Source organism: Phytopseudomonas straminea, from assembly GCF_900112645.1.
Taxonomy (GTDB): Bacteria; Pseudomonadota; Gammaproteobacteria; order Pseudomonadales; family Pseudomonadaceae; genus Aquipseudomonas; species Aquipseudomonas straminea.
This window is the reverse complement of sequence record NZ_FOMO01000009.1, coordinates 53,308-71,160: the sequence shown is the minus strand read 5'-3', so window position 1 is coordinate 71,160 and position 17,853 is coordinate 53,308. Positions and strand designations below refer to the sequence as shown.

At 65.2% G+C, this 17,853-nt stretch carries 16 protein-coding genes and 1 riboswitch; of the genes, 4 read left to right on the top strand and 12 right to left on the bottom strand.

Going from position 1 to position 17,853, the window contains the following annotated elements; genetic code table 11:
- The first annotated feature begins 46 nt into the window (after nt 1-46).
- Entirely contained in the window at nt 47-988 is a 942-nt protein-coding gene (locus BM279_RS19100; protein ID WP_093506361.1) for a LysR family transcriptional regulator, read from the top strand.
- A 10-nt stretch (nt 989-998) separates the two neighbouring features.
- Here the strand turns inward: BM279_RS19100 and BM279_RS19095 are convergent, their stop codons facing one another.
- The 9 genes from BM279_RS19095 to BM279_RS19055 form a co-directional block, all read right to left on the bottom strand.
- Nucleotides 999-1,703, bottom strand: a complete 705-nt coding sequence (locus tag BM279_RS19095; protein ID WP_093506359.1) for a PqiC family protein — start codon at nt 1,701-1,703, stop codon at nt 999-1,001.
- A gap of 249 nt (nt 1,704-1,952) precedes the next feature.
- Entirely contained in the window at nt 1,953-4,202 is a 2,250-nt protein-coding gene (parC, locus tag BM279_RS19090) for a DNA topoisomerase IV subunit A (RefSeq protein WP_093506357.1), read from the bottom strand.
- Nucleotides 4,203-4,209: 7 nt separating this feature from the next.
- A complete protein-coding gene (locus tag BM279_RS19085) occupies nt 4,210-4,734 on the bottom strand; it encodes a retropepsin-like aspartic protease family protein (RefSeq protein ID WP_093506355.1) in 525 nt (174 codons plus the stop codon).
- Nucleotides 4,731-5,717: an esterase-like activity of phytase family protein gene (locus BM279_RS19080; protein WP_093506353.1), complete on the bottom strand. Its 987-nt coding sequence runs from the start codon at nt 5,715-5,717 to the stop codon at nt 4,731-4,733. The genes BM279_RS19085 and BM279_RS19080 overlap by 4 nt, the downstream gene beginning before the upstream one ends.
- Complete coding sequence (gene parE / locus BM279_RS19075) at nt 5,717-7,615, bottom strand: DNA topoisomerase IV subunit B (protein WP_013793230.1); 1,899 nt, start codon at nt 7,613-7,615, stop codon at nt 5,717-5,719. The genes BM279_RS19080 and parE overlap by 1 nt, the downstream gene beginning before the upstream one ends.
- Nucleotides 7,616-7,660: 45 nt before the next feature.
- Entirely contained in the window at nt 7,661-8,242 is a 582-nt protein-coding gene (locus BM279_RS19070) for a YqiA/YcfP family alpha/beta fold hydrolase (protein ID WP_093506351.1), read from the bottom strand.
- Nucleotides 8,243-8,303: 61 nt separating this feature from the next.
- Nucleotides 8,304-9,122, bottom strand: a complete 819-nt coding sequence (gene cpdA, locus BM279_RS19065; RefSeq protein WP_093506349.1) for a 3',5'-cyclic-AMP phosphodiesterase — start codon at nt 9,120-9,122, stop codon at nt 8,304-8,306.
- Nucleotides 9,123-9,236: 114 nt separating this feature from the next.
- Complete coding sequence (locus BM279_RS19060; protein WP_093506347.1) at nt 9,237-9,689, bottom strand: DUF1249 domain-containing protein; 453 nt, start codon at nt 9,687-9,689, stop codon at nt 9,237-9,239.
- A complete protein-coding gene (locus BM279_RS19055; protein WP_093506344.1) occupies nt 9,680-10,297 on the bottom strand; it encodes an NUDIX domain-containing protein in 618 nt (205 codons plus the stop codon). The genes BM279_RS19060 and BM279_RS19055 overlap by 10 nt, the downstream gene beginning before the upstream one ends.
- A 173-nt stretch (nt 10,298-10,470) precedes the next feature.
- Between BM279_RS19055 and BM279_RS19050 the strand changes: the two genes are divergently transcribed.
- Nucleotides 10,471-11,226 (top strand): DUF3298 and DUF4163 domain-containing protein, encoded by a 756-nt coding sequence (locus tag BM279_RS19050; protein ID WP_244154191.1) that lies wholly within the window; start codon nt 10,471-10,473, stop codon nt 11,224-11,226.
- Nucleotides 11,227-11,278: 52 nt separating this feature from the next.
- Here BM279_RS19050 and thiC read toward each other — a convergent pair whose 3' ends face one another.
- Nucleotides 11,279-13,165 (bottom strand): phosphomethylpyrimidine synthase ThiC, encoded by a 1,887-nt coding sequence (gene thiC / locus BM279_RS19045; RefSeq protein ID WP_093506342.1) that lies wholly within the window; start codon nt 13,163-13,165, stop codon nt 11,279-11,281.
- Nucleotides 13,166-13,340: 175 nt separating this feature from the next.
- Nucleotides 13,341-13,447, bottom strand: a riboswitch (TPP riboswitch).
- A gap of 140 nt (nt 13,448-13,587) precedes the next feature.
- Between thiC and BM279_RS19040 the strand changes: the two genes are divergently transcribed.
- Nucleotides 13,588-15,018: a TolC family outer membrane protein gene (locus BM279_RS19040; protein ID WP_093506340.1), complete on the top strand. Its 1,431-nt coding sequence runs from the start codon at nt 13,588-13,590 to the stop codon at nt 15,016-15,018.
- A gap of 171 nt (nt 15,019-15,189) precedes the next feature.
- Here the strand turns inward: BM279_RS19040 and waaA are convergent, their stop codons facing one another.
- A complete protein-coding gene (waaA, locus tag BM279_RS19035; RefSeq protein WP_093506338.1) occupies nt 15,190-16,470 on the bottom strand; it encodes a lipid IV(A) 3-deoxy-D-manno-octulosonic acid transferase in 1,281 nt (426 codons plus the stop codon).
- 51 nt (nt 16,471-16,521) lie between these two features.
- Nucleotides 16,522-17,409 carry a LysR family transcriptional regulator gene (locus tag BM279_RS19030; RefSeq protein ID WP_093506336.1) on the bottom strand — a complete coding sequence of 296 codons (888 nt, stop codon included), beginning with the start codon at nt 17,407-17,409 and terminating at the stop codon, nt 16,522-16,524.
- An 86-nt stretch (nt 17,410-17,495) separates the two neighbouring features.
- Here BM279_RS19030 and BM279_RS19025 point away from each other — a divergent pair, with 86 nt between their 5' ends.
- On the top strand, nt 17,496-17,828 hold the full coding sequence (locus tag BM279_RS19025) for a DMT family transporter (RefSeq protein WP_013793240.1): 333 nt from the start codon (nt 17,496-17,498) through the stop codon (nt 17,826-17,828).
- Nucleotides 17,829-17,853 lie beyond the last annotated feature (25 nt).

The window sequence follows — 17,853 nt, the reverse complement described above, 5'->3', positions numbered from 1 at the left end:
ATTCTTACTATATTGATTAGTAATTCTTACCTTTCAGGTATCACCCATGGATCTGATCCGCCTGCGCACCCTTCGCGAACTGGCCCGTTGCGGCACCATGGCGGCGACCGCCGAGTTTCTGCACCTGACGCCCTCGGCGGTGTCCCAGCAGGTCGCCCAGCTGGAACGTGAGGCGGATGTGGCGTTAATCGAGCGGCGTGGCCGCGGCGTGGCGCTCACGCCCGCCGGTACCCGGCTGGTGGCCCACGTGGAGCGGATTCTGGTGATTCTCGACGAGGCGCGCTCGGAACTGGCGCAGCTGCGCAGCGAGATCGCCGGTGAGCTGCGCGTTGCCGCCTTCCCGTCCATCGCCGTGGCGCTGGTCGCGCCCATCGTGCACAACCTGCGCCAGGCCTACCCGCGCCTGGAAGTGGTGGTCGCCGACCTGGAGCCTCAGGAAAGCCTCAGCGCCCTGAGCGCCTGGCAGATCGACGTGGCGGTGGTCGATGACCTGGCCGGCGCCAGCAAGGCGCGCCAGGAACATTACGAACTGATTCCGCTGACCGAGGACCGCCTGCATGTGCTGCTGCCGACCAACCACCCGCTGGCTTCGCGCACCACGCTGACCATTGCCGACCTGCAAGATGAAGCCTGGGCGCTGGACTCCACCAACAGCTCGTTCGGCGAATTCATCGCCAACCTGTGCCGCCGCTCGGGCTTCACGCCGCGCATCAACGCCCACTGTGCGGGCTTCGAAATGGTCGCGGCGATGGTCGCCTCGGGCAATTCGATTTCGGTGGTTTCCGGCCTGCGCCTGCTCAGGCCGGTGGAAGGCGTCACAGCCGTGCGCCTGGCACCGGCGATCCAGCGCAAGATCTTTCTGGCCTACCGCAAGGGCGCGCGCGCGCATCCGGCTGTGACCGTATTTCTCGACGAGGCGATAAGCACGGCGGGCGTGCTGGAAGGTTACCAGCGTGAGGAAGGCGAAAACGGGTCAGGCCAAGCCTGACCCGTCAGCCTCAAAAGCGAAACACTTCGGCGTCGATACGAATCGGCTCGGCCACCGGCATCTTCGGTGGTTCCTGCCGTGCAGCCGGCACCGGCGCCTTGCGACGCGGTTCTTCGGCGGCAATCGGATTGCTGCCGCTGTTCTTCACCGCAGTGGCCAACTGGTCGACCAGTTGCTGCACTACAGCGCTTTGGGCACGCACCTGATCGGCGATCGGACCCTTGTGCTTCTCTTCCAGGTGCACCAGGCGGGTGTCGAGCAACTGCCCGTCACGGCCGACCAGGCGCCATTGACCTTCGAGCACCGCCGGTTGGCGCGGGCCGGAATCCAGGCGGGTAATGGACAGCAGCACCTGCACCTGGGCCTTGTAGTTGGGGTTGTCCGAGGCCAGCACCAGGCGCTGGCTGTTGATGCGGTTGGACAGCTGGCGCAGCACCTGACGATCCAGGTCCGTGGCCAGACTGCCGGCCCAGCGCGAGGTCATCGCGGGGCTCAGGCTGCCGTCATCCTGGCGTTGCAGCAGAGCTTCACGCTGCAGGTAATCGGCCACGGTAATCGGGCCCAGCAATACGCTCATGCCATCCTTGTCCGCCGTCTTGGTGGCCGCCGGGCCGCCGTCGAGCTGATAGAGGGATACGGGCATCAGGTGCGAACAGCCGGTCAGCATCAGCAGACCGGTGAGAAGCAGGGTGAGAGGAAGCCGCTTAGCAATCATCAATGTCTTCCAGCTGGCAGCGGGGCCAGCGATCGTGGCAGGTGAACATGCCAATACAAAAATAGGTGAATCACCACGCCGGCTTACGCCTGCGCGGTGCAAATAATCCCTGTACACATGCAATGCGCCTGCCACCCGACGACTTGAATAAAGGATGGCAGATGGCCCACCGTCCGGCGGGCATGCGAGGGGCGGTATCATCCGATAAACCGCCCGCGAACTCCAGCCCCAGGCCATTGGCCAGCAGGGTTACTCGACCAACAGGCCGTCCACACGCTGGAAACCACGCGGCAATTTGTTGCCGCGCCGGCCGCGCTCGCCCTTGTAGTGCTCGAGGTCATCGGCCTTCAAGGACAGCGTACGCTTGCCAGCTTGCAATACAAGAGTGGCGCCCGCCGGCAGCACCGCCAGGTCGGTGAGGTACTCCTCGCGGCTGGCCACGCGGTCACCGGGAATGCCGATGATCTTGTTGCCCTTGCCCTTGCCCAGTTGCGGCAGGTCGGCGACCTTGAACAGCAACAGGCGGCCTTCGGTGGTCACCGCCGCCAGCCAGTCTTCCTCGCGGTTATTCAGCGGCCGTGGCGGCACCACGCGCGCACCATTGGGCAAACTGAGCAGCGCCTTGCCGGCCTTGTTCTTGGCCTGCAGGTCCTCGCCCTTGACCACGAAACCGTAGCCGGCATCGGAGGCGATCACGTACAGCGCCTCATCATCGGGCAGCAGCACGCACTCAAAGGAGGCGCCCGGCGGCGGTGTCAGACGGCCGGTCAGCGGCTCGCCCTGGCCACGGGCCGACGGCAGCGAATGGGCGGCCAGCGAGTAACTGCGCCCGGTGGAATCGATGAACACCGCGTACTGGTTCGAGCGCCCGGGCGCCGCGGCCTTGAAGCCGTCGCCAGCCTTGTAGGACAGGCCGGTGGCGTCGATATCATGGCCCTTGGCGCAGCGCACCCAGCCCTTTTCGGAAATCACCACGGTGACCGGCTCGGTCGGCATCAGCTCGGTTTCCGACAGGGCGCGGGCTTCGGCGCGGGCGACGATCGGCGAACGGCGGTCGTCGCCGTACTTCTCGGCGTCCTCGAGAATTTCCTTGCGTACCAGCTTCTTCAGCTTGGCTTCGCTGCCCAGCAAGGCCAGCAGCTTGTCGCGCTCCTTCAGCAGCTCGTCCTGCTCGCTGCGCAGCTTCATCTCTTCCAAACGCGCCAGCTGACGCAGACGGGTGTCGAGGATGTAGTCGGCCTGGATCTCGCTCAGTTCGAAACGCTCGATCAGGCGCGCCTTGGGATGCTCCTCGGTACGGATGATGTGGATCACTTCGTCGAGATTGAGGAAGGCGACCAGCAAGCCTTCCAACAGGTGCAGGCGCTTCTCGACCTTGTCCAGACGGAACTGCAGGCGGCGGCGCACGGTGCCCAGGCGGTACTGCAACCATTCGACGAGCATCTGCCGCAGGTTCTTGACCTGAGGCTTGCCATCCAGGCCGATGACGTTGGTGTTGACCCGGTAGCTGGATTCCAGATCGGTAGTGGCGAACAGGTGAGTCATCAGCTCGTCGGCATCGACGCGATTGGAACGCGGGATGATAACGATGCGGCACGGGTTCTCGTGGTCCGACTCGTCGCGCAGGTCGGCGACCATCGGCAGTTTCTTGGCCTGCATCTGGCTGGCGATCTGCTCCAGCACCTTGGAACCGGAGACCTGATGCGGCAGCGCGGTGACCACGATGTCGCCGTCTTCGACGCTGTACACGGCGCGCATGCGCACCGAGCCGCGGCCGGTTTCGTAGATCTTCAGCAGGTCGGCACGCGGCGTGATGACTTCCGCCTCGGTCGGGTAATCCGGACCCTGTACGTGTTCGCACAGCTGTTCGACCGTGGCGTTGGGCTCGTCGATCAGGCGCACGCAAGCGGCGGCCACTTCGCGCAGGTTGTGCGGCGGTACGTCGGTGGCCATGCCCACGGCGATGCCGGTGGTGCCGTTGAGCAGCAGGTTGGGAAGCCGTGCCGGCAGGGTCGCCGGCTCGTTCAGGGTGCCGTCGAAGTTCGGCACCCAGTCCACGGTGCCCTGGCCCAGCTCGCTGAGCAGCACCTCGGAATAGCGCGACAGGCGCGCCTCGGTGTAGCGCATGGCGGCGAAGGACTTGGGATCGTCCGGCGCACCCCAGTTGCCCTGACCGTCGACCAGCGTATAGCGGTAGCTGAACGGCTGCGCCATCAGCACCATGGCTTCGTAGCAGGCGCTGTCGCCGTGGGGGTGGAACTTGCCGAGCACGTCGCCGACGGTACGCGCCGACTTCTTGTGCTTGGCGTCGGCGTCCAGGCCCAGTTCGCTCATGGCATAGACGATACGGCGCTGCACGGGCTTCAGACCGTCGCCGATATGCGGCAGCGCGCGATCCATGATCACGTACATGGAGTAATTGAGATAAGCCTGCTCGGTGAAGTCGGCAAGGGAACGGCGTTCGACGCCGTCCAGGCTCAGATCGAGGGTTTCGCTCATGCGTGCCTCATTGCAAGGTTGATTGGCGCAGCACCAGGCTGCCGCCCTTCTGACTGAATTCGAGTTGTTTCAAGGCGCTCATGCCCAGCAGGATCTCATCGCCATCCATGCCCGGGGCGATCAACGCCGACACGTCGTGCAGCACGATATCGCCGAGTTGCAGACGCTCCAGGCGCGTGCGATGCGCCGTGGCGATGCCGTTGGCGGTACGGATCTGCACCGGCGCGCCGGCTTGCAAGCCAAGATCGCTGGCGACCTGGCTGGGAATCGCCACCTGGGTGGCGCCGGTGTCGAGCAGAAAGCTCGCCGCCTCGCCGTTGATCTGCCCGTCGACCCGGTAATGGCCGCCGGGGCTGCTGGCCAGGCGCACTTCGACGTAGCCGCTGCCGTGCACCGATTCCGGCTGGCGATTGGGATGGCTCTTGTCCTCTTCCCACTTGCCGAAGAAATGCGTGGCCAACAGCAGGCCGGCGCCCCAGGCGAGCACCAGCATCACCCGGCCGGCTCGACGCCCGACGGTCTGCTCGCTCACTGCACGGCACCCCAGCCACCGGCCGGTGCGGCGAAGCGCCAGACGATCGGGCGCTTCTCGCCATCGCTGCGGGTTTGGCTACCGTTGTCGACGCCGATCCAGGCGCCCTGCGCGTCAACGGACAACGCCTCGGCCATGCCGTAATGCACGGGATAGCGGCGCGCGTCGGTCAGCGCTTCGGCGACGAACGACCAGCAGCGCTCGACCTCGCCATTGGCCGGCGTGCGCCGGCAGATGCGATGGGCCTGGCGCTCCAGGGTGTAGAGTTTCTCCTCGAAGAAGGCCACATCGGAGAAGTCCACCGGCGCGGACCGGCCGCCCAGCGCTTCGGGCGAGATTTCTTCACCGCCCTCGTTGAGCAGCACGCAACCACCCTCGCAGCGCCAGGCGTTGTTGCGGTTATGCACAATCACCAGGCCACGACGCTCCTTTTCCGCCGCCAGCCACAGGCGCTCGCCGGCCGGGTCGATGGCGATGCCTTCGAACAGCGCGTTGAAGTTCAGCAGCATGCCGCTGGCCCGGGCCTGGCGCACCATGCCTTCAGGCAGGTTCAGCCACTGCGCGTCGGCGGCTGGCGGCACCTGCAGCACCGCCGCGCGGGCTTCGCTGACCAGGTAGCGATCGCCCCTGGCGTCACAGGCAATGCCTTCGAAGTCAAGATGCCCGCCGCGCACCAGCCCGGCCATCCAGGTGCGCATGCGCAGGCCCCAGGGCAACGGCATCGACGGCGCGGGCGGCGCCACGAAACGCTCGGCTTCGGCCTGCCAGACGGTGGCCGAGGAATCCAGGCGGTACAGGCGATCATCTTCACGGTCGGACACCGCCCACAGCGCATCGCCGCACCAGGCCAGGCCCGACAGGTTGCCAGCATCCATACCGTCTACCGGGTGCTCGCTGACCAGCTTGAGCTCTTCCAGCGGCGGCATGTCGGCCAGTACCGGCGTCATGGCAGCGAGCAGCAGGGCGCCGGCCAGTCGGCGCATCAGAGCAACACCTCAGCCAGGTTGCCCTTGGACTCCAGCCAGGATTTGCGGTCGCCGGCGCGCTTCTTGGCCAGCAGCATGTCCATCACTTCGCGGGTGCCCTCGAAGTCTTCGAGGGTCAGCTGCACCAGGCGGCGGGTGTTGGGGTCCATGGTGGTTTCGCGCAGCTGCGGCGGGTTCATCTCGCCCAGACCCTTGAAGCGGGTGACCTGGGGCTTGCCACGCTTCTTCTCGGCCACCAGGCGATCGAGAATGCCGTCGCGCTCGGCCTCGTCGAGGGCGTAGTAGATGTCCTTGCCCAGATCGATGCGGTACAGCGGCGGCATGGCCACGTAGACATGACCGGCGTCGACCAGCGGTCGGAAGTGGCGCACGAACAGCGCGCAGAGCAGCGTGGCGATGTGCAGGCCGTCGGAGTCGGCGTCGGCGAGGATGCAAATCTTGCCGTAGCGCAGCCCGGAGAGATCGTTGGAGCCGGGGTCGATACCTATGGCCACGGCGATGTCATGCACCTCCTGGCTGGCCAGCACCTCGCCGCCGTCCACTTCCCAGGTGTTCAGGATCTTGCCGCGCAGCGGCATGATCGCCTGAAACTCCTTGTCCCGCGCCTGTTTGGCGCTGCCGCCGGCCGAATCCCCCTCGACCAGGAACAGCTCGCAGCGCAGCGGGTTCTGGCCAGCACAATCGGCCAGCTTGCCGGGCAGCGCCGGGCCCTGGGTGATCTTCTTGCGCTCGACCTTCTTGCCCGCCTTGAGGCGGCGGCTGGCATTGCTGATAGCCAGTTCGGCGAGCTGCTGGCCGAATTCCGGGTGGGCGTTGAGCCACAGACTGAAGGCGTCCTTGACCACACCGGAAACGAACGCCGAGGCCTCGCGAGACGACAGGCGCTCCTTGGTCTGTCCGGAGAACTGGGCATCCTGCATCTTCATCGACAGGACGAAGGCGATGCGCTCCCAGACGTCTTCAGGCGCCAGTTTGACGCCACGCGGCAAGAGGTTGCGGAACTCGCAGAACTCGCGCATGGCGTCCAGCAGGCCCTGACGCAGGCCGTTGACGTGGGTGCCGCCCTGGGCCGTGGGGATCAGGTTGACGTAGCTTTCCTGCACCGCGTCGCCGCCTTCGGGCAGCCACAGCAGCGCCCAGTCCACGGCTTCCTTGTTGCCGGCCAGGCTGCCGCAGAAGGGCTCGTTGGGCAGGCGCTCGAATTCGCTGACCGCATCGACCAGGTACGAGCGCAGGCCGTCTTCGTACAGCCACTCGACTTTTTCGTTACTGGCCTTGTCGTGGAAGCTCACCGCCAGGCCGGGGCACAGCACGGCCTTGGCCTTGAGCACGTGCTTGAGGCGGCTGACCGAGAACTTGTGGGAATCGAAATACTTGGCGTCCGGCCAGAAGTGCACGCTGGTGCCGGTGTTGCGCTTGCCGACGCTGCCGATCACTTCCAAGTCGCTGGCCTTGAAACCGTCGGCGAAGGCCATGGAGTACTCGCTGCCGTCGCGCTTGACGCGCACCTCCACGCGGGTCGACAAGGCGTTGACCACCGAGATGCCGACACCGTGCAGGCCGCCGGAGAACTGGTAGTTCTTGTTGCTGAACTTGCCGCCGGCGTGCAGCTTGGTAAGGATCAGCTCGACACCGGGCACGCCTTCTTCAGGGTGGATGTCCACCGGCATGCCACGGCCGTCGTCGATCACTTCCAGGGAGTTGTCCTCGTGGAGGATCACCTGAATGGACTTGGCGTGGCCGGCCAGGGCTTCGTCGACACTGTTGTCGATGACTTCCTGGGCCAGGTGGTTGGGGCGAGTGGTGTCGGTGTACATCCCCGGGCGCTTGCGCACCGGGTCGAGGCCGGAAAGCACTTCGATGGCATCGGCGTTGTAGGCGTTTTGCTGGGCCATGGGTCTCTGCAATGCTCTGATTGATCGGGGATTGGCAGCGCCCGCTCAGCTGGCGGGCGCAATGCCGGCAAAGGCGAACAACATCGGCAGGCGCTCGGCGAAACCCTGGAAACCGTGGTCGCCACCCGCTTCGATGCGCAGGGCGCAGTGCCGGTAATAGGCCTGGGCGCGCCGGTAGTCGAGGGTTTCGTCGCCGGTCTGCAGCCACACCTGATAACGCGCCGGGTCCGCAGGCGGCTCGACGGCCAGTTCAGCCAGGGCCGCCACGTGGTCCTCGGTCAGTTCCCAGGTTTCGCCGCTGTAATGGTTGGTCTGCGTGCCCAGGTAGCCGTCGAACAACTCGTGGGGCCGCACCGCCGGGTTGATCAGCAGCGCCTTGAGCCCGTGCCGCTCGGCCAGGTGGGTCGCATAGTAGCCGCCCAGGGAGCTGCCGACCAGCGTGGGGCGTCCCAGCTCGGCGATCAGGGCTTCGAGCTGGGCGATGGCCTGGCGAGGATGGTGATGCAGGGCCGGAACCCGCAACTGGTTCTGCAGGCCGCGGTCGGTCATGGCGGCGATCAACTGGCTGGCCTTGGTGGAAACCGGCGAACTGTTGAGGCCGTGGATATAAAGAATGGTATTGGTCATAACGGGAGGCTACTAGTGCCAGCCAGCAGGCTGCAAGCGCTGCTGTTGCCGCCCGCGCGTCTCAGTAGCCGCCAACGTTGTAGTCGGGCTCGAAGACGAAGCCTTCGACCCGCGATACGCCGGTATCAAGGCGCCCGTCGTCGTGCAGACGCAGCCAGCGATAACCTGGCGCCGCACTGTCGGCCTGGAAGTCTTCACTACCCGGGGTGAACTGCACGCAGGTCGACGGCGACGCCAGCAGGCGCAGGTCGCCACGGCGGGTGTCGATGGTCTGGTGCACGTGGCCCCAGAGCACGGCGCGCGCCTGGGGAAAGCGTTGCAGCAGCGAGAACAACGCATCCGGATTACGCAGGCCGATCGGCGCCATCCACTGGCAGCCGATATCCACCGGGTGGTGGTGCAGGCAGATCAGGTGATGACGATCCGGCGCCTCGCTCAGCGCACGTTCCAGCAGCACCAGCTGGGATTCCTGCAGGTAACCCGGCACAGCGCCCGGGATCGACGAGTCGAGCAGCGTGACCCGCCAGTTACCCAGATCGACGATCGGCTCGAGCAGATCGGTGCCCACGCAGGCGGCCTGCATGGTGTGAATGTCGTCATGGTTGCCAGGAATCCAGCGGGCCGGGGCGTCGATGGAGTGGCTCAACTCGACGAAGCGTGCGTAGGAAGCCGCCGTACCGTCCTGGGACAGGTCACCGGTGGCCAGGATCATGTCGATGGCCGGTTGCTCCTTGAGCACCTGCTCGACCACCCGGCGCAGACTTTCCGCGGTGTCCATGCCCAGCAGCCGGCCGCTGTCATCGGCGAACAGATGGCTGTCGGTGAGCTGCACCAGCAGCACCGAGGAATCGACAGAGGGGGGAACGGCCGCACGCGCCAAGGTACGTCTCCTTGAATGAGTGCGAATTATGGAAGCGTCAAACGAGGTGGTAAACCCGCAAACAAGCACTGGTTCACAGAAAGCCGATGCATTTTCATGGCCATAGGCCATCAATCAAATCAATGACTCGGTTTCGTGCCCGCATGCCAGGCAGTGGCTCAACCATTCGCCGAGAAACACGTTGAGCTGAGTTTTCTCGTCCGGCTGATGCATGGCGGCGTTGGGATAGGGATAGATGCCGCGAAAGCGCCGTGCGCTCTGGGCGCCGGTGACTTCGGCCATGCGCGCGTCATGGTAGACGCGCACTTCCAACTGCGGCACCGGCAGCCACGGCAGGCTGTGCTCCTGACGCACCTGCACCGTGGAGGTATAGGGGCAGCTCTCGACCACCTCCAGAGCCAGCACGCCCAGCTGCCGCTCGCCCTGACTGAGAGCCACGCGCCGCGCACCCTGGGCCTCACGCATGCCAGGCAAGAGGCGCATCAGCCGCGCATAGTTGGCTTCGCAAGCCGCTTGCAGCTCGATCAAGTCGACCCGGTAGCGCTCGCGCAGCAGATTCAACCCCATAGACCCCGGACCTCGGCACGGTTGAGCGCCAGCCACTGCAGGGCAATGATACTCGCCGCGTTGTTGATCTTGCCGTCCTTGACCGCCTGCAGGGCATCCTCGAAGGGCCATACCTGCACGCGAATGTCTTCGCCTTCTTCCTCCAGGCCGTGGATGCCGCCTACGCCAGTGCTGTCGCAGCGGCCGAGGAACAGATGCACGAATTCATCCGAGCCGCCGGGCGACGGGAAGTAGCGTGTCATCGGCCACAGCGAGGTCAGCGTCAGGCCGGCCTCCTCCTCGGCTTCGCGCAGGGCGACTTCGTCCGGCTCTTCGTTCTTGTCGATCAGCCCGGCGACCAGTTCGACCAGCCAGGGATTGGTGGCCTTGTGCATGGCGCCGACCCGGAACTGCTCGATCAGCACCACGCTGTCGGTTACCGCGTCGTAGGGCAGCACACACACCGCGTCGTGGCGGATGAACAGTTCGCGACGCAGCACCGGACCCATTTCGCCGGAGAACTGCCGATGACGCAGGTGGAAACGATCCAGGCGATAGAACCCGCGAAAGCATTCCTCACGCTCGATGATTTCCACCGCGTCCGGGCCGGGGGTAAAGGTTTCGGTCATCTGCTGGTCTCTCGTTGAGCTGTACACAATGGGGCCATCCTAGGGGCTGTTAAGGCTCCCCGGCAAGCGATGCGGCGAAAGCCTGGCCGATCCGCCTGCATTGACGAATAATCGCGAACTACCCTGCCGTCAGGCAGTCGAACGCCCGTCCTCTGCCAATGGCTTTTTCCTGCATGAACATGTCCCGCATTGCCCGTCTCGGCGCCCTCCTCGGCCTCGCCCTGCTGCTTGGCGCCTGCCAGAGCCTGTCCCGCTCCGAACAGCCTGAAGGCATCGCCACCACCCACGAGAAATGGGAACACAAGCCGGCCGACTGCAGCGGCCAGGATTGCCCGCTGGTCAATGTGGAACTGCAGCCAATAACCGGCCAGCCCGCGCTCAATGCGCGCATCGAAGCCACCCTGCTCGACCTGGTCAAAGCAGCCACCGGCAACCGCCCGGCGTCGCTGGCCGAACACGAGCGCGAGTTTCTGGCCAATGGCAAACCGGGCTGGGTCAGCTACCTGCAGGCCAAGGTACTCAGCCAGCATGACCAACTGGTGGTGATCGAGCTGTCCAGCTATCACTTCATCGGCGGCGCCCACGGTGTACCCGGGCGCACCTACCTGAACTACGACCGAACGCAGAACAAGGTGCTGAGCCTGCAGGACATGCTGGTGCCGGGCGAGGAAGCGGCGTTCTGGCAGATCGCCGCGCGCGCCCACCAGGCCTGGCTGATCGCCCAGGGCCACGGCAACGATACGGAGTACCGCAAGACCTGGCCGTTCGAGCGCACCGCCAACATCGCTCTGAACCCCGATGCGGTGATGCTCAAGTACGACGTGGCACGCCTGGCGCCTTACGCCGACGGCCACCCGGAAATTCTGATTCCTTACAGCCAGCTGCAGGGCATCCTGCGCCCGGCATATATGCCCGGCGCAGCACGTTAAAGAGGGATAGTCAGCTGCAAGCGTGATGCTCATTGCGCTTGCGGCTGCAGTTTTACACCTGCCGGTAAATCACCGAGCCCTCCTCCTTGAAACGCTCGGCCTGCTCCTTGAAGCCCGCCTCCACCGCCTTGCTCTCGTCAGACAGGCCGTTCTCCCGGGCGTACTCGCGTACTTCCTGCGTGATCTTCATCGAACAGAACTTCGGCCCGCACATGGAGCAAAAGTGGGCAACCTTGGCCGACTCCTTGGGCAGCGTCTCGTCGTGATAGGCGCGTGCGGTGTCCGGGTCGAGGCCGAGGTTGAACTGGTCTTCCCAGCGGAACTCGAAACGCGCCTTGCTCAGCGCGTTGTCGCGGATCTGCGCGCCCGGATGACCTTTGGCCAGGTCGGCAGCATGGGCGGCGATCTTGTAGGTGATGATGCCGGTCTTGACGTCATCCTTGTTCGGCAGGCCCAGGTGTTCCTTCGGGGTCACGTAGCAGAGCATAGCGCAGCCGAACCAGCCGATCATCGCCGCACCGATGCCCGAGGTGATGTGGTCGTAGCCCGGCGCAATGTCGGTGGTCAGCGGGCCGAGGGTGTAGAACGGCGCCTCGTCGCAGCACTCGAGCTGCTTGTCCATGTTCTCCTTGATCAGTTGCATCGGCACGTGGCCGGGGCCTTCGATCATGCACTGCACGTCGTGCTTCCAGGCGATCTTGGTCAGTTCGCCCAAGGTTTCCAGCTCACCGAACTGGGCAGCGTCGTTGGCGTCGGCAATCGAGCCGGGGCGCAGGCCGTCGCCCAGCGAGAAGCTGACGTCGTAGGCCTTCATGATTTCGCAAATTTCCTCGAAGTGGGTGTAGAGGAAATTCTCCTTGTGGTGCGCCAGGCACCACTTGGCCATGATCGAGCCGCCGCGGCTGACGATGCCGGTGACCCGCTTGGCGGTCAGCGGCACATAGCGCAGTAGCACGCCGGCATGAATGGTGAAGTAATCCACACCCTGCTCGGCCTGCTCGATCAGCGTGTCGCGGAACAACTCCCAGGTCAGGTCTTCGGCCACACCGTTCACCTTTTCCAATGCCTGGTAGATCGGTACCGTGCCGATCGGTACCGGCGAGTTGCGGATGATCCACTCGCGGGTTTCGTGGATATGCTTGCCGGTGGACAGGTCCATTACCGTGTCCGAGCCCCAGCGGATGCCCCAGGTCAGCTTGGCGACTTCTTCTTCAATGGAAGAGCCCAGCGCCGAGTTGCCGATGTTGCCGTTGATCTTCACCAGGAAATTGCGGCCGATGATCATCGGCTCCAGCTCGGTGTGGTTGATGTTGGCCGGGATGATGGCACGGCCACGGGCCACTTCATCACGCACAAACTCGGGGGTGATTTCCTTGGGGATGCTGGCGCCAAAGCTGTTGCCGCCATGCTGCTCGTTCAGCAAACCGGCTGCGCGGTGCTCGGCGAGCTTCATGTTCTCGCGGATGGCGACGTATTCCATCTCCGGCGTGATGATGCCCTGACGTGCGTAGTGCATCTGGCTGACGTTCTTGCCAGCCTTGGCCCGGCGCGGGTTGCGCACGTGGGCGAAGCGCATCTTGGTCAGCTCTTCATCGGCCAGGCGGCGCTGACCGAATTCGGAGGACAGGCCATCCAGGCGCTCGGTGTCGCCACGATCCTCAATCCAGGCGCTGCGCACATCGACCAGGCCCTTGCGCACGTCGATGGTCACGCTGGGGTCGGTGTAGGGGCCGGAAGTGTCGTAGACGGTGACCGGGGCGTTGATCTCGCCACCGAAGTCGGTCGGCGTGACGTCCAGGCTGATTTCGCGCATCGGTACGCGAATATCCGGGCGACTGCCCTGCACGTAGATCTTCTGGGAACGGGGGAAAGGCTGAATCGACTGCTGGTCGACCTTGGCCGACTCACTGAGGTTCTGCTGTTGTTGTTTGACGCTCATCGGTTGGCTCCTCGGCTGGATGTCGGGGAGAACCTGACGGGCACGCGCGATGAGCCAACGCCGGGCCCGAGCTGCTTGAACATGCGGAGATCGTGACGAGCGCCGGCATGATCAAACAGCCAGGGCGCGGGCACACCACGAGTGCGGTGTGGGGGAATCCATCCAGCGGGTGCCGGAGCGGATACCTCTTGTTCCCTACGCAGGCCTTAACCTGATCAGGTTCAACGGGATCCGGAACTCTCCGATCTCAGCCTCCGATTCGAGGCACCCCGACAAGAACCCGGCCAGTCTACTGACAGCCGCGGGTGGCGGCAATCGCCAGCAGACCCGCCGGTCGCATTGCGGCCACTGGCGCCGCGCCTTGACCACCCCGGTGGCCGGGCTTAGTCTCGCCTGCTACTGCCCCTCTAGGATCCACCGACATGCTGCGCAGACTCTCCCTGGCCGTTGCCGTGACCGCCACATCAACCGCCACGGCCTGGGCAGACCCCGCGCCGCCCTCGGTGCGTACCGACCTGATGTCGGTGTATCAGGAAGCCGCCGCCAACAACACCGACCTGGCCGCCGCTCGCGCCGATTACCTGGCGCGCCGCGAAGGCGTGCCCCAGGCCCGTGCCGGTCTGCTGCCCAACCTCAGCGCCGGCGCCCAGGTCAGCGATACCCGCACGGCCCTGGAACAACCTGCCGCCACCCAGTCGCGCAGCGCCACGGTGTACCAGGCCAACCTCAGCCAGCCGCTGTTCCGTGCCGATCGCTGGTTCCAGCTGCAGGCTGCTGAGGCAGTCAGCGAACAGGCGGCGCTGGAGCTTTCGGCCAATGAGCAGAACCTGATTCTGCAGAGCGCCGAAGCCTATTTCTCGGTGCTGCGCGCCCAGGACAACCTGGCCTCGACCAAGGCCGAAGAAGCCGCCTTCAACCGCCAGCTCGACCAGGCCAACGAGCGCTTCGATGTCGGCCTCTCGGACAAGACCGACGTGCTTCAGGCCCAGGCCGGCTTCGACAGCGCGCGGGCCAACCGCATCGCCGCCCAGCGCCAGGTCGAGGACGCCCTCCAGGCGCTGGTCACCCTGACCAACCGCGAATATCGCAGCATCGAAGGCATTCAGCACAGCCTGCCGATCCTCACCCCGATGCCCAATGACGCCACCGCCTGGGTCAATACAGCGGCGGCGCAGAACCTCAATCTGCAGGCCAGCAACTTCGCGGTGGATGCCGCCGAACAGAGCCTGCGCCAGCGCAAGGCCGGCCACGCGCCGACCCTGGATGCGGTGGCCAGCTACAAGCGCGGAGACAACGATGGTTTCGGCCTGAGCAACCCCAACTACACCGGGCAAAACTACGGCAGCGACGTATCGCAGCGCACCATCGGCCTGGAGCTGAACATCCCGCTGTACAGCGGCGGCCTGACCAGTTCCCAGGCGCGCGAGGCCTACCAGCGTCTGAGCCAGTCCGAGCAGCGCCGCGAAGGCATGCGCCGCGAGGTGGTGCAGAACACCCGCAATCTTTTTCGCGCCGTGAGCACCGACGTGGAAACCGTGCAGGCGCGCCGCCAGTCGATCATCTCCAACCAGAGCGCGTTGGAAGCCACGGAAATCGGCTATCAGGTCGGCACCCGCAACATCGTCGATGTGCTCGATGCCCAGCGCCAGCTGTACAGTGCGGTGCGCAATTACAACGACGCGCGCTACGACTACATCCTCAACAACCTGCGCCTCAAGCAGGCCGCCGGCACCCTCAGCCCCGCCGACCTGCAAGCGTTGGGCGCCTACTTGAAACCGGATTACAACCCGGACCGCGACTTCCTGCCCTCGGATCTGGCCAAGGCAGGGGAAGCGCAGCTGCAGGGCGAGTAAGCACGCGGGCAGTCAGGACGAGAAATACAAAGGCAGTTGTTAAGCAGCCAATCGTGGGAGCGCGCCATGCGCGCGAAATCGCGGGCGTGGACTAGGCGCCCCCGCCCGCTCACACAATGAATCGCTGCTGTGCGCAGCGTTGCAGCCGCATCCAGGCCAATTGAGCAGGCCTTAAACGAGCAGCCTCCCCAACCCATCCAGCAGACGCTTTAGCGCCCCCTGATTGGCCTTGAGTACCGCAAGCCCTGCCTCGCGCATGGCGGCTGCACGCATGAAATTAGCCAGCAGCACTGCGACCTGATCGCCAAGCGCGTCGGCATCCGCCACTTCGCAGAGCGCGCCGTGCTCCAGCAGCTGGGCGGTGATTTCCAGGAAGTTGAAGCGATGTGGCCCCATGATCACCGGCAAGCCCAGCGCTGCCGGCTCCAGCGGGTTGTGGCCGCCGGTCTCGACCAGGCTGCCGCCGACAAAGGCGATATCGGCCAGGGCGTAGAGAAACATCAGCTCGCCCATGCTGTCGCCAAGCAGCACCTGCACCTCGGGACCGACCGCTTCGCCCGAAGAGCGACGCACAAAGGTCAGCCCCGCTTCACGCAGTTGCGTCGCGGCCGTATCGAAACGCTCCAGATGGCGCGGCACCAGAATCAGCAAGGCATCCGGCTGGCTGGCGAGCAATCGCCGGTGCGCCTGAATCACCAGCGCATCCTCGCCCTCGCGGGTGCTCGCAGCGATCCACACCGGCCGCTGACGCGCCTGCCATTGCTCGCGCAGCGCGCTGGCACGGGCGCTCACCTCGGCGTCCACCTGTTGGTCGAACTTGATGGACCCGGTCACCTCGACGGCTTCGGGTCGCGCACCAAGGGCGATAAAGCGCTCGGCTTCGACCTGGGTCTGCACTGCGAGCAGGTTCAGCTCGGCGAGCATCGGCGCAGTGAGTTTGGCGAAACGCCCGTAGCCCCTGGCCGAGCGCGCGGACAAGCGACCATTGGCCAGCGCCACCGGAATGCCACGGCACGCGCACTGGTGGATGTAGTTGGGCCACAGTTCGGTCTCCATGATCACTGCGAGCTTCGGTCGCGCCTGCTTGAGAAAGCGCGCCGCAGCCCAGGGCAGGTCGTAGGGCAGGTAGCAGTGCTGCACGCGGCCGGCGAACTGCGCCTCGGGAAACAGCGCACGGATGCGCTCGGAGCCGGTGGGCGTCATGCAGGTCAGGGTGATCGGCAGATCCGGGTAGCGCGCCAGCAGCTCGCGCACCAGCGGCGCCGCGGCGATGCTCTCGCCCACCGACACGGCATGCACCCAGATGCCACCGGGCCGCAGTGGCGGCAGCAGGGCGAAGCGTTCGCCGATACGCCTGGCATAGGCCGGCGCCCGCCAGGCCCGCCAGGCCAGCCGCAGGCCGATCAGCGGCAGACAGAAGTGAAACAGCAGGCTATAGAGATGTCGGTTCATGGCGGCGAAGCTTAGGGATGCGGGCGGGGCAGCACAAGTCGCGCCACGGGCTCATGCCTTGAGGACCCGCAAACGCTCGGTCAGCGCCGTGGCCAGCCACTGGGCAGCCGGCCCTAGCGCCTCGTCACGACGAAAGACCATTTCCAGCGGCAGCGGCGGCGCAATCCAGTCGCTGCTCAGCTCTACCAAGTGGTCCCGATAGGTCGGGTACTGGGCCACATGTCGCGGCAGACAGGCCCAGCCCAGGTTGCGCATCAGCAGCTCGGCCATCGAATAGAAGCTGTCCGCATGCCAGGCTGATGGGCTGATCCGTTCGTTGCCAGGGTATTGGGTGTCTTGCAGGGTGATCAACAGCTGGCGGTGGCGCGCCAGCTCCCGCCGCCCGACCGCACCGGCCTGCGCCAGCGAATGACCGGCGCCGCAGACCATGACCATTTCCACCATGCCCAAGCGCCGGCGCTCCAGCTCTGCCGGCATGCCTTCGTGGTGGAACAGCAGGCCAAGATCGGCACGCCGCTCGATTAGCCGGCGCGCCACCACGCCCTGCCCGCCACTGGTCATCTGCACTTCTACACCGGGAAAAGCCCGCGCCAGGCCCTCCAGGCTATCGAGTACGGGCGGCAGCGGCAGGGCTTCATCCTGGGCGAGTCGCAGGCAGGCCTCTTCGCCCTGGGCCAGGCCGAGCGCCCGCCCCTCCAGCCGCTCGCACTGGCGCAGCAACTCGCGGGCTTCCTCGAGCAGCGCCTGCCCCGCGTCCGTTAGGCGGGGCTGACGGCCGCTGCTGCGCTCGAACAGGCGCACACCGAGATCGTCTTCCAGCGTCGCCACCGCTGTGCTAACCGCAGACTGCACACGGCCCATCCGGCGCGCCACCGCCGAAAACGAATGCCCTTCGGCAACGGCAACGAAAACTTCCAGCTGCTCAAGACTCCAGCGCACAACCTATCTCCTATATAGATAGGTAATGAGTTTACCTAACAGCATGCAGCGGTAAAATCGACAGCCTGTTAAGAGGAGTGCTGCCGATGAATGGTTATCTCTATCTCGCTCTGGCGATTGCCGCCGAAGTCGTCGCCACCACCTCCATGAAGGCCGTGGATGGTCTCAACAAGCCCCTGCCGCTGCTGCTTGTGATCGCCGGTTACAGCATCGCCTTCTGGATGCTGATCTTGGTGGTCCGCACCATTCCGGTGGGCATCGCCTACGCCATCTGGGCCGGCCTGGGGATCGTGCTGGTCAGCATCGCGGCGATGTTCGTCTACGACCAGAAACCGGATCTTCCGGCCGTGCTGGGCATGGGCCTGATCGTCAGCGGCGTGGTGGTGATCCAGCTGTTCTCCCGCGTCACCGGCCACTGAGCGTTATACTGGGCGCCGGTTTTTC